At 63.2% G+C, this 12499-nt stretch carries 11 protein-coding genes and 2 pseudogenes; all 13 read right to left on the reverse strand.

The window, feature by feature from the left end; all coding sequences use genetic code 11:
- Positions 1-2 precede the first annotated feature (2 nt).
- Entirely contained in the window at positions 3-1538 is a 1536-nt protein-coding gene (locus MSG_RS14415) for an NCS1 family nucleobase:cation symporter-1 (protein WP_096440617.1), read from the reverse strand.
- On the reverse strand, positions 1525-2481 hold the full coding sequence (gene puuE, locus MSG_RS14420) for an allantoinase PuuE (protein ID WP_096444513.1): 957 nt from the start codon (positions 2479-2481) through the stop codon (positions 1525-1527). Before puuE ends, MSG_RS14415 begins: the two co-directional genes overlap by 14 nt.
- 31 nt (positions 2482-2512) lie before the next feature.
- Positions 2513-3523, reverse strand: a complete 1011-nt coding sequence (gene alc / locus MSG_RS14425) for an allantoicase (RefSeq protein ID WP_096440619.1) — start codon at positions 3521-3523, stop codon at positions 2513-2515.
- Complete coding sequence (locus MSG_RS14430; protein ID WP_096440621.1) at positions 3520-4758, reverse strand: DUF6986 family protein; 1239 nt, start codon at positions 4756-4758, stop codon at positions 3520-3522. The genes alc and MSG_RS14430 overlap by 4 nt, the downstream gene beginning before the upstream one ends.
- 96 nt (positions 4759-4854) lie before the next feature.
- Positions 4855-5928, reverse strand: coding sequence for an ABC transporter ATP-binding protein (locus MSG_RS14435; RefSeq protein ID WP_096440623.1), 1074 nt, complete (start codon positions 5926-5928; stop codon positions 4855-4857).
- 2 nt (positions 5929-5930) lie between these two features.
- The gene (locus MSG_RS14440; RefSeq protein WP_096440625.1) at positions 5931-6773 is read right to left on the reverse strand and encodes a carbohydrate ABC transporter permease; all 843 of its coding nucleotides are present in this window, start codon (positions 6771-6773) and stop codon (positions 5931-5933) included.
- Positions 6760-7713 carry a carbohydrate ABC transporter permease gene (locus tag MSG_RS14445; RefSeq protein WP_096440626.1) on the reverse strand — a complete coding sequence of 318 codons (954 nt, stop codon included), beginning with the start codon at positions 7711-7713 and terminating at the stop codon, positions 6760-6762. Before MSG_RS14445 ends, MSG_RS14440 begins: the two co-directional genes overlap by 14 nt.
- Positions 7710-9035 carry an ABC transporter substrate-binding protein gene (locus MSG_RS14450; protein ID WP_096440628.1) on the reverse strand — a complete coding sequence of 442 codons (1326 nt, stop codon included), beginning with the start codon at positions 9033-9035 and terminating at the stop codon, positions 7710-7712. Before MSG_RS14450 ends, MSG_RS14445 begins: the two co-directional genes overlap by 4 nt.
- 113 nt (positions 9036-9148) lie before the next feature.
- A pseudogene (locus MSG_RS25900) lies at positions 9149-9449 on the reverse strand (sigma factor-like helix-turn-helix DNA-binding protein); the annotation flags it as partial.
- Between the two features lie 11 nt (positions 9450-9460).
- Entirely contained in the window at positions 9461-10081 is a 621-nt protein-coding gene (locus MSG_RS14460; protein WP_142404525.1) for a hypothetical protein, read from the reverse strand.
- Between the two features lie 32 nt (positions 10082-10113).
- Positions 10114-10542 carry a hypothetical protein gene (locus MSG_RS14465; RefSeq protein WP_142404526.1) on the reverse strand — a complete coding sequence of 143 codons (429 nt, stop codon included), beginning with the start codon at positions 10540-10542 and terminating at the stop codon, positions 10114-10116.
- A 22-nt stretch (positions 10543-10564) separates the two neighbouring features.
- Positions 10565-11623 (reverse strand): annotated as a pseudogene (locus MSG_RS14470) (serine/threonine-protein kinase); the annotation flags it as partial.
- A gap of 74 nt (positions 11624-11697) precedes the next feature.
- Positions 11698-12498, reverse strand: a complete 801-nt coding sequence (locus tag MSG_RS14475; RefSeq protein WP_096440633.1) for a nuclear transport factor 2 family protein — start codon at positions 12496-12498, stop codon at positions 11698-11700.
- Position 12499 lies beyond the last annotated feature (1 nt).

Genomic DNA, 12499 nt, shown 5'->3' on the forward strand with positions numbered 1-12499 from the left:
CCTCATGACAGTGGCGCTACCTTCAAACCGCAACGGGTGGCCAGCACATGGTATGTGCCGAAAGCTAGTCCAGATCCGATGAACCAGCTGTACTCGGCGAGGGCATGTAGCCCGCCATTATTGTTGGCCAGCACCGGAATAAGAGAAACGATAGCCCCAACCGCGGTAGCGACCAGTGCCGCAGGGTTGTAACCCTTGCGATACCAATATTTGGCGTCTGGGTTCATCGAGAACAGGTCTTCGATTACTACCTGCTGCTTGTGCACCAAGTAGTAATGCGCGATGAGCACACCGAACAACGGTCCGATGAACGCCCCCAGCGACTCCAGAGTGTAGTGGATGACATCGGGATTGTTGTAGAGGTTCCAGGGCGTGATCAACACCGAACCGACTGCGGCGATCATGCCGCCCGCACGCCAGCTGATCGACTGGGGGCGGATATTGGAGAAATCGAACGCCGGGCTGATGAAGTTCGCCACGATGTTGATGCCAATGGTAGCGATGGTAAAAGTCAACGCACCCAACACGATTGCGGTGGTGCTGCCAATATGCGCCACGGTCTGCACCGGATCGGTGATCAACTCACCGAAGACCGGAACGGTGGCCGCGGTGGTGAAGAGCACCAGCAACGAGAACACCAGAAAATTCACCGGGAGCCCCAGGAAATTGCCCTTCTTCACCGCGCTGAAACTTCGTCCATAGCGTGAGAAGTCACCGAAATTAAGCATCGGACCAGAGAAGTAGGACACCACCAGCGCGACGGCTCCAGCCATCACGGCAAAAGTGCTGCCATGCTTCGTCCCGCCCAGGTCGAAACCGACGTGCCAATGCGATCGGCAGAGAAGATATCCACACAACAGCAGCATCACGACGTATACGGCAGGTCCACAGAAGTCGATGAATCGTCGGATGGATTCCATACCGCGCCAAAAGACCGCAGCTTGCACACTCCACAACAGCACAAAGCTGATCCAACCCAACAACGGCAGGCCCACAAAGCCGTAGTGGTGCACGTCGTCGATTGCAGCAAGTGCGGGAAAGAGCTTCAGCAGCACAACATTGAGGGCCGACGATGCCAGGTAGGTCTGTATGCCATACCACGCCGTCGCAACCAAGCCGCGGATGATCGCTGGGATATTCGCACCCAAGACCCCAAAAGCACTGCGGCAGATCACCGGGTAGGGCACTGCTGCCTGTTGGCTGGGCTTTGCCACCAGATTGCAGAGGACGTTGACGATAGCGATGCCGGTCACCAAGCACAGCAGTACCTGCCAACTCGACAAACCCAACGTGAATAAGCTACCCGCCGTGACGTAACCGCCTACGCTGTGCACGTCCGACATCCAGAAAGCAAAGATCTGATAGACGCCCCACTTTTGCTCGCGAAGCGGCACCAAGTCCTCGTTGGCTAGGCGCGGGTCTTGGCCTGACCCGACCGGTTTTCGCGCCGATAAGCCTGCTGAGGTGTGCACTAAGTCTCCGGTGTCAGTAACGGTCTCGGGCGATCCGTTCGTGGTGACGGTCTCAGGTATCAGCATCGACCTCAGTCCCCCTTGTCATTTGGCGGTCACACCGCGAAGTCCCGCCGCCTGCCGGATGTACACGGCGCCAATGGTGAGCGATGTCAATACGTTTGGTGATCCATACACCCGAATGCGATTGCACGTGGTCGAGGAAGCGTTCCAACGCGACCGTTCGTGCCGGGCGGCCCACCAGCCTGCAATGCAAGCCAACCGACAGCATCTTGGCGGCGCCTGCCTCTCCTTCTGCGTAGAGACAGTCGAATGCGTGGCGAAGATGGGCAAAAAACTGATTACCGTTGGCGAAGCCCGCCTGCGACGCAAATCGCATGTCATTGGTGTCCAATGTGTATGGGACAACCAGGTGATCGATCCGGTTGCCGCCATCCCACATCGGCACCCAATACGGCAAGTCGTCGGCGTAGGAATCCGAATCGTAGAGAAAGCCGCCGTGCTCGATCAGCAACTGCCGCGTCTGTGGGGAATCGCGGCCGGTGTACCAACCTAGCGGTGCCGCGCCGGTCAATTCCTGCAAAAGCTCGACAGCCTGCGCCATGTGTTCACGCTCGATCTCGGGTGGGACCATTTGGTAGGACTGCCATGCCAACCCGTGACAGGCAATCTCATGACCCAGCTCGCGGAACGCGGCGACGGCTTCGCTATTGCGTTGCATAGCCCGGGCGACCGCGAAGACGGTCAGTGGCAGCTCGCGCCGTTCGAAGACCCGCAATATTCGCCATAACCCGGCTCGCGATCCGTATTCGTAGAGCGATTCCATACTCATGTGCCGGTTCGGAAATGCTTCTGCCGGAACCATTTCGGACAGAAAAGTCTCCGAGGCCACCGACCCGTCGAGCACGTTGTTCTCGGCGCCCTCTTCGTAATTAAGGACGAACTGCACGGCGATGCGGGCATTTCCCGGCCACTGTGGATCGGGGGGCGTCGGACCATAGCCGATCATGTCGCGAGTCGTATCCAGCACAGCGCCCGCCCTATCGCCAGGCACGTTCAACGTGACTACGTGCGGCCGCAGTCAATTCGCCAAACAGCCGCAGCCTGGCTATGCCACCGTCGGGGTAAATATCGAGCCGCGCTTCGGTAACCGGGCAAGAAGCGGTGACTTCGAATCGGTGCCGGGTATCGGGGAGCAGATCCGTACGAGCCAGCAACGGCGCCCAAGCACCGTCTGGCCCACGGCCGGTCAAGGCCGCCTGCGCAGGACTGTTGCCCAGGAAATGCGAGGTATCAATCTCCGCCACCCGGACCAAACCCTCACCTGCGAGCCGGATCTGCACCCACTCGTTGCCGGGCTCGCGGCGCCGTGCCGTCTCCCAGCCCTCGCCCATCACCCGAGCAACCCCGGGAAACAATATGTTCTGCGGCGCGCCGAAGAAGCCATTCGAACAGCCGATGATCAGCCCGCCGTTTTCCACAGCGGCCAGATCAACAGGGCCAAAACCAAGGAACCTCGGATCAGGTCGGCCTTCGCCGTGCACCCGCAACCGGGCTACCCCGCCATCGGGATAGATATTGAGCCGCACGTGGGTCCAGCGCTTGTCCGAACTGACCTTGAAAAAGTTGCGCGCATCGCCGGATACCTTGGCACGAGGCACCAATGTTTCCCAATTATTCTGTGCTGCAACATCTTTAGCTTTCGGATAACCATCAATCACGATCGCTTCCACAGATACTTCCGGCGGGTAGTTGCCCTTGAACCAGGCAGTGTCGACCACGATTCCCCGAACCACACCGGGAATCCCGAGCCGCACTATCGCCTGGTCGTACCCCTGATCACGGCGCCTGCGCGTTTCCCAGCCGTCATAGATTTGTCCCTTGTGGCCAAAGGTGGCTGGTCGATAGACCGCCGGCTCGGCAGCTACCAAGTTCTCCTTTTCGGCGAAAAACTCGTCGTTGGCCCAAATCACTGCGCCACCCAAGGAACGCAGCGCCAGATCGGGCAACGCCGTGAAACCGGGCGACTCAGAATCACAGTGCGCGATCATGAGCGCACCATCCGGCGTTCCAACAAGCGGTGCAAAGTGTCGGAGTCGCAGTTGGGCGCCAGGCTAGTGACCTCGTCTTCACTGAAGGCTCCGCAGCCCATCCCGCGTATCACGCCAGCTGCCAATGCCGCTGCAGTGGCCGGCTCGTCGACCACAGACCCTTTCGTACGATCCAGATATGCCTCCAACCGAGGCACTGCGGCTTCCAAAAGGCTGCGGTAAAACCCAAATGTTGCTAGCCATCGGGTAATCAAGTGACCGGGATGCATGTCCCAACCCTGGTAGTAGCCTCGGGTCAACGACTCGGTCACCAGTTCATAGTGGTTTCGCAGCGCCATCCGCTGGTGCTGATGAGACCCATCAGGCACCACCTGAGTCGAGCCGTCACACACCCATACCCCGGTTTGTGCGGCCGCGACCGACATCACCGACTTTGCGTGATGAGCGATCGGGTGATCCAACGACTGATAAGGCGAGGCAATATTGCAAGCCGTACTATAATCGTACGTGCCGTAATGCAATGCACTGCAACGTGATTCGGATAATCCGATCGCCTTTGCGACGAGCACGGTTCCATCCGCGGCGATGACCGCCTGCGGGCTTTCAATCTGTAGCTCGAAACGCAGGGATCCCTCCGGCAGCCCATGCACCGACTCAAGCTCTTCACAGAGCAATACCGCGGCCCGAACCTGCTGTTCGACGAGAAGTTTAGGGATCGTGAAGACAAAGCCTTTTGGCAGACCCCCGGCACCATCCAGGACAAGCTCCAGTGTTCGCAGGCTGCGTCGAAAGTCTGCGGAGGTAATGCCTTTGATACGAACACCGCACGAGACAGCACCGGCGCCAGCGGTAAACGCCTCCAAGATTGCTCCGGCACCACGCGCGTCACTGTCTTCGACCCTGTCACCACGATCGCCATAGCCATCTTCGAAGTCCAGGCGCAGGTCCTGTATCGGACTGTCCGCCAAAACATGGTACACATTGCGCAGCAGACCATGTTTGTCCAGATCTATTAGCAGATCCACATGAGCGTCAGCCAGGCGCCGCGCCCTATCCCCCCACACCGACGCGAGATCAGCAGGCGCATCGGCCGCGCTCACATAAACGGTGTGGATCGGCTGCAACCCGCACCGAAGGTCGCCCGGGTACCGGGCGTCGAGAGTTGCGTCGACGTCGGCCACTATCGCAGCTATTTCATCGAGTCTTGAAGCTAACTCATGGTGCGTTCGCGTCATTCGGCAATCGTATATTATGGAAATAATCGTATAGCTCAATGGCGATACCGCAACTTGAACCGCAACGTCGCCTCGCGCGTTGGCGCCGCACCGGCATTACACTGCGATTCGGCGGCCGTCGACCCCGAAGAAGTGCAGGTGGCCGGGTTCGGGGTGCAGCCGCACCCGGCTGCCCTTCTGTGGCGGGTTGCGACCGTCGGCGCGCGCCACGATGTTTTGCGCGATGACCGTGCCGGCATCGGCGATTCGGCCGTACAGGTAGGCGTCGGCGCCCAACTCCTCGACCACGTCGACTTCCATTTCGACGCCGAGCCCACCCAGTTCGAAGTGCTCAGGACGGACCCCGACGACGACCTCGCTCGCCCTGGCCGCGATCTTTCGCGGCAACGGGATGGGCCAATCCCCCAGCGCCACGGTCGAATCGACGATGGGAAGGGTGAACAGGTTCATCGCAGGCGACCCGATGAATCCGGCGACGAAAACGTTCGCAGGGTTGCGATACAGCTCACGTGGTGCCGCGAACTGCTGCAGCAGACCGTCGCGCAGCACCGCGACGCGGTCGCCCATGGTCATGGCCTCGACCTGGTCATGGGTGACATACACCATCGTAGTCTTCAGCCTGCGCTGCAGGGCGGCGATCTGGTTGCGGGTTTGCACCCGCAGTTTCGCGTCGAGATTGGACAACGGCTCGTCCATCAAGAACACCTGGGGGCGGCGCACGATCGCGCGGCCCATCGCCACCCGCTGTCGCTGGCCGCCGGAGAGGTCCTTGGGCTTGCGATCCAGATACGGTTGCAGGTCAAGGAGCTTTGCCGCATCCAGAACCCGCTCCCCGATCTCAGCCTTCGGGATCTTCGCGATCTTGAGCGCAAATCCCATGTTCTGCGCCACCGTCATGTGCGGGTACAGGGCATAGTTCTGAAACACCATCGCGACGTCGCGGTCCTTGGGATCGACGTTGGTGACGTCACGGTCGCCGATCCGGACGCAGCCCGAGTCCACCGATTCCAGCCCCGCGACCATCCGCAGCGAGGTCGTCTTGCCGCATCCGGACGGGCCCACTAGAACGACGAACTCGCCGTCGTCGACGAACAGGTCCAGGGCGTCCAGCGCGGGCCGATCGGAGCCCGGATAGCACCGTGTCGCCTGTTCAAAGCTCACCGAAGCCATTGTCAGCCACTCATTCCGGTCACCGCGATGCCACGGACAAACGAACGCTGCGCCACCGCATAGATGAGCACCAGCGGAATCATGATGAGCATCGAGGCAGCCATGATGACCGGCCAACGGGCGACGTATTCTCCCCGCAGCCGGACCAGGCCCAGAGTCAGCGTGGCCAGGCTGTTTCGCTGAATCATCAACAGCGGCCACAAAAATTCGTTCCAGACGTTGACCCAGGTGAGCACTGCGAGCACCATCACTGCCGGCCTGGCATGGGGCAGCAGAATCCGCCAGTAAACCTGCCACGGCGAGCACCCATCGAGAATCGCGGCTTCCTCGAGGTCCCCGGGGAGCGTTTGGAAGAACTGCCGCATCAGATACGTGCCGAACGCGCTGCCGAACAAGCCCGGCACGATCATCGCCGAGGGAGTGTCGACCCAGCCTGCGACGCGCATGATGATGAACTGCGGGATCACGGTGACTGTCAGCGGAACCATCAGGGTGCCGAGATACAGGACGAACAGGGTGTCGCGGCCACGGAATTGCAGGCGCGCGAAAGCATATCCGGCGAGCGAGCAGAAAAAGACCTGCCCGGCCGTGACGCATCCGGCGTAGAGCACCGTGTTTCCGAACATGCGCCAGAACGGCATCACCGCGAACACCTCAGCGTAGTTCGACCAGCGCGGGTGGGCAGGAAGCAGCTTCGGCTCGCTGATCTCGCCCTCTCGCTTCAGCGATCCCGAAATCGCCCAGGCGATCGGGAACAACCAGACCCATGAGATGGCGAGCAGCGCGATGTAGACCGGAACCGCGCGCAGGACGCTGCGCTTGACAATGCGCTCAGCTAAGGCCACGAGACGCCTCCAGGGAACGTCGCCGGGTGATCCGCAGCTGAACCACGGTCAGCACCAACAAGATCGCGAACATCACCCATGCCAGTGCCGAAGCATAGCCGAACTCCAGGAAGGAGAACGCATGCTGGAACAGCATGATGCCGAGCACATAGGTCGAAGTCTCCGGCCCGCCATTGGCGCCGTTGAGGACATAGACCATGTCGAACGCCTGGAAGGCCTGGATGATCGAGATGACGACGACGAACGAGATCGATCCGCGGATCAGCGGAAGCGTGATGAATGCGAACTGCCGCACCTCGCCCGCGCCGTCGATTTTGGCCGCCTCGTAAACAGTCCCGGGAACTCCCTGCATCGCGGCCAGCAGGATGACGGTGGCGAATGGAACGCTGCGCCACACGCTGAGCACACACAGCGATGCCATCGCCCAGTGAGGGTCGACCAACCACGGGATGGGACCGATCCCCACCCAGCCGAGCATGATGTTGAGCAAGCCGTTGTCGGTGTTGAAGACGAATTGCCACACGACCGCCATCACCACCGAAGAGATGGCCAACGGCAGAAAGACGATGGTGCGAAAGATCGTGATGCCCTTCACCTTTCGGTTCAACACGCCGGCCACGATCAGACTGACGACGACGGTGGGCACCACCGTCCCGATAGTGAACACCACGGTGTTGCGGATCGCGATGAGAAACAGCGGATCGGATGTGAACAGCTGCTCGAAGTTGTCCAGTCCGACGAACCTTGGCGGGTTGAACACATCCCACCGCTGAAAGCTCATGTACAGCGAGAACCCGAGCGGGAAGAGCAGGAATACGGCGACCGCGAGCAGGTTCGGAGCCACGAACAGGCGCCCGGCCCATTCGCGCCGGCGCGAAGGAGGCACGCCGGCCGGTCGTGTCGCGCGCGTGGCTCTGGGGGAGGTCTCGGTCGACGTCATGGGCTTTGCAGCACCTCGTCGACGGCGTTGGACAACCCGGTCAGGGAGGTCGCCGGGACTGCCCCGCGTAATACCGGGCCCATGTTGCGATCCATCAGGGCGACGACCTTCTCCCACGCGGGGGTGACCGGTAGGCCTTCGGAGTAGAAAGGCCCTTCGGTGAGCACCGTGAGATTGCGAATTCGCTGATGCGCCTTGGCAAATCCGCTGGAGGCGAGCACCGAGCGCAGGACGGGCACGAAGAGACAGGATTCAGCGATGATCGCCTGCCCGACGGGACCGGAGGCGAATTTGACGAACTCCCATGCCTGCTCCTTGCGCCGGCTGCTCGCCGAGATGGACAGCCCGGTGGTGCCGATATTGGAGCAGGCGATACGCCCCTGGGTTCGTGCCGGTCCAACGGGTAGCGGGGCGACGTCGAAGTCGAGGTCCGGTGGCCGGATGAAGGTCTGGTACCGCCAGTGGCCCCCGAGCGCGAGCGCCGCCTTGCCTGACGCGAACAGATCGGGCGTCGACATCGACTGCACGTCGGACGCGTCGGGCGCGACCTTGTGTGTGTTAGCCAGGTCGGCGTAGAACTGCACCGCCGCCACGAACGCGGGGTGGCCGAAATTCATGTGGGTCGGGTTCTTTTGCGGCGTGGACCACGGCACCCCGTTGTTCAAGGCGAACAACCCCGCCGAGTAGTAGGAGACGAACGTGTTCACGAAGCCCCACTGGCTGACCCGGCCAGATGCCTCCCGCTTGGTCAGCGCCTGCGCCGCGTCCAGGAATTCGGCGAAGGTCCAGGACCGGTTCCAGCTGGTGGGCGGGGCCGGCACTCCGGCGTCGGCGAACAGCCGCTTGTTGTACCACAGGTAATTCCCTGACCACTGCTCGGGGAAGCCGAATTGGCCGCCGTCGTAGGTGAACGTGTCATAGAGCGGGCCGACGCTGTCCGCCGCCAACTGCGCGGCGAACGCGCGGTCACGCGCCAGGAAGTCGTTCAGGTCATGCAGCACTCCGCGGGCGGCCAGCTCGGCGTAAGTCAGCTCCCATGTCTGCAGCACATCCGGGCACTTGCCGCCCGCGCAGAATGTGGACAGCTGCTGCATCACGCCGGGACCGGACCGCACCGCCCGAACCTTGATGTCGGGATACCGGCGCTGGAATTCGTCGACGACGCGCAGGCGGGCGGCGGCCTCGTCTGGATTGGCGGCAAAAAAGAACGTCAGCGCGTCGTCGTCGGACGCGCAGCCGGCGCCCCACGGGATGGACGCGGCCGCGGTGAGCACACCGGCTCCCCGCAGCAGGCCGCGCCGCCCGAACTGCCTATCCAGCATCGTGCTTCCGGTCCTGACTCGTCACGGATCTCCTCGGCGACTGGGTGCTACCTGTCCTTGGTACCCGATGAGGCTGCGCGTTCCCTGTGCTGACCACCCCGGCAGCGCAAGCACCACCCGGCGGGCCCGGCTGGCCAGCTTTTTCGCGGCCGCCGGTGACCGACCGAGCAGGTCGGCGATCGTCTCGAACGGGACGGCGAAGACATCGTGCAGCACGAAGGCCACCCGTTGTGCCCGCGACAGCCAGTCCAGCACGACCAGCGGCGCGTTGCTGACCGAATCCGCCAGCAGCGCGTCTTCGTCCGCAGGCGCGCCCGCCGTCAGCCGATCGAGTTCGGCGGCGTCGGCCAGCGGCTGCTCGGCCCGCCGTTTGCGGACGCGAAGCTGGTCCAACGCCTCGCGCACGGTGATCGTCAGTCACCCAACTAGATCAACAGTCGGCTCTTGACGGCCCCGTCCTGCTTGCGCGCGACGTCGAGCACGAGGTCCTGCGGAACGGGGTCATCGGTCGCGCTGTCGAACTCGATGGTCACAACCGCTTTGCCCTCGGCGAAGACCAGATATGTCACCGCTTTCGACTTGTCCGGCGACTTGCCGACCCCGATCCATCCGTTCGACCCGATTTCGAGGGGCTGCGGAGCGCTCGCGACGTATTTGGGGAAAGCGGCCAAGTAGTCGCTTTCGGACTGCAGGGCCACCGTGGGATCGATGGAGACGAAAACGGTGTCGTTGACGGTGCGAGTGCGATTGGGGTTACCGAAACTCTGGCCCGCTCCCGCGGCATCGCCAGGGTTCTGCACCGGCGCCCCGACCGGGGTGAAATCAGGGCCGACGTCGCTCGCCTGGATCAGCAAGTAGGTGTAATCTCCCAGCGGCGCGGACCCCGCCGCCGTGGTCGTCGGGGTTGCGGCAACCGAACTCGACTGCGCGGCCGGCGACGATGATGTCGACGCGGGGCCAGAGTTTCCGCCGCTGCCACAGGCCGTCGCGACGGACAGCACACCGCCCAACAGCATCGTCAGGCCACGGCTCCGTGCCACGCTCATTGTCGCCTCCATCCGCTGCGCGGTGATGTCTGTTAGCCGGGCAGCCGGCTCTTGATAGCGGCGTCTTGCTTCTGCGCCGCATCGACCACCGCGTCCCGTGGAGCGGGATCGTCGAGGGCACTGTGAAACTCCAAGTCGACGATTGCCCTGCCCTCCGCGAACGTCGCATAGGTCACCGATTTCGATTTGTCCGGCGACAGACCCACACCTATCAAACCGTTCGTTCCGACTTCAAAGGGCTGCGGGGCACCTGTGACGTAATCGCCATAAACGGCTGCGCGATCCTTGGCCGCCCGGGCGGCCGTTGCTGGATCGGCAAAAACGACGACCAGGTCATCGAGGGTCCGCGTGCGATCTGCGTTGGCAAACCCTACCGACGCACCGGGCACGTTGCCCGGATTTTGGATTGGCGGCCCCGTCGTTGTCGCCGCAGTGTCGAGGTCACTCGCCTGAATGAGCAAGCAAGTAGGTGTAATCGGCCATCGGCGCCAGCCCGGGGCTGGTGGGCGAGGCGGTATCGGTGGTCCTGCCGCGAGGTCGGGGCGCGGGCGTGACGCTGTTGCCGGCCGCCGGCGAATCGTGCGTCACAAGAACGATGACGAGGACCGTGACTGCCGCGAGTGCCAAGGCGGAGATACCGACGATGCCCAGGAGCAGCCGCCGAGATTCGCCCGGCGCCTGCGGTGCGGGGAGCGTTGCCGGGGGCGGGCCGGTGGCTGGTGGTGCGGGCGGTGGCGGTGGCGGGGGGTAGGGCGCGGTGCCCGGGGTGGCGGCGTAGTTGGCGCCGGTCAGCGTGGCGCGGGCGGCTTCGGCGAGCTCGATGGCGGTCTGGTAGCGCTGGTCGGGGTCTTTGGCCATGCCCCGGGCGACGACCTCGTCGAGAGCCGGCCACAGGCCCGGGGCCAGCGCCGAGAGCCGCGGCGGCGCGGTGTTCAGGTGCCCGTTGAGCTGCTCTTCGAAGCTATCGCCGGGGTAGGGGCGCCGCCCCGTGAGGCATTCATAGAGCACACAGGCCAGCGAGTACACATCGGCGCGGTGATCGGTGCTGCCCCGGAACCGCTCCGGGGCCATGTAGGCCACCGTGCCCATCGTGTGACCGGTGTGGGTCAGCGCGGTGTCGGCGACCGCGCGCGCGATGCCGAAATCGATCAGGTAGACAAAGTCACGCGCGGTGGTGATCAAAATGTTCGACGGCTTGACGTCGCGGTGGATCAGGCCTTCCTCGCGCGCGCTATCCAGTGCCGCGGCGACCTGCTCGACCACCGCCACGGCACGCTCGGCGCTGAGCCGTCCCCCGTTTTCGGCGATGTAGTGGTCCAAGTCGCGGCCCTCGATCAACCGCATGTCGACATAGAGTCGCCCGTCGATCTCCCCATAACCGTGAATCGGCACCACGTGCGGGTCGTTGAGACTGGCCGCAATCCGGGCCTCCCGGCGGAAGCGCTGTTGAAACTCGTCGTCCTCGACCAGATACGGAGGCAGCACCTTCAGCGCCACGACCCGGTCGGTCGCCGAGTCGTAGGCACGAAACACCTGCCCCATGCCGCCGCGGCCCAACAACTCCCGCAGCTCATAATGCCCGAACGAATCCCCCGCCACGCCAACACCTTAAGCCGCTAGGCAGGAAAGTACCGGACCGCGTTGATCGCGTCGCCACGCCATGCCACGTCGGCGAACAGGATGCCGCGACCGCGATCCGAATCGACCGAGACGGTCACGGTGGCGCCCGAACCGATCGTCTTGGCCGACCTCAGTCCGCGCAGTCGCTCGGCGAGTTCGGCGAGGTCCAGCGGATCGGCATCTCCCAACGTCGTTGTGGCCGCGGGCGATAGCACCGACCCCGCGGCCACCGTGTCCTGCCGCGCCCCGGCGTCGAGGAAAGTCTGCACCAGCTTCTTGTGCCGCGTACCGACGCGGCGAAAGCCGCTCAGGAAGCCTGCGGTCCCGCGTAGCCGTTGGATGGTCAGCAGGTCTCGCGAAAGTTGCAGGGCCGGTGTCACGGCTGCGGCTCCGGAACGCAGGAACTGCAGCATCATCGCTGGCAGCTCCCAGTAGGCCCGCAACTCGGCGAACCGCCACTGACCGTGCGCTTCTCGAAGGTCGTAGCGCAAAAACGCGGGTATGCGCATCGTTATCGCGGATCCCATCGCCACCTCGAGTTCGAGGTCACGCAGGACGACCGTGCCGAAGACGATGTCGAGATCGCGGTGAAACGTGATGTCGCGCGGGCGGATGAAGGTGTCGTAGAAACGACCGATCTCGGACGTACCGACATGTGGCCGCGAACCGACCGGGTCTTCGATGCGGCCGTCGGCCGTGAACAGCCCCACCCATGCGGCGCGGTCATGCGCCGCGGCCGCGTGCGGCGACCGTTCGACTGCCGCAAGCAGATGCTCGCGGTCCAGTGGCACCACCATG

The sequence above is a fragment of the Mycobacterium shigaense genome (assembly GCF_002356315.1).
Lineage (GTDB): Bacteria > Actinomycetota > Actinomycetes > Mycobacteriales > Mycobacteriaceae > Mycobacterium > Mycobacterium shigaense.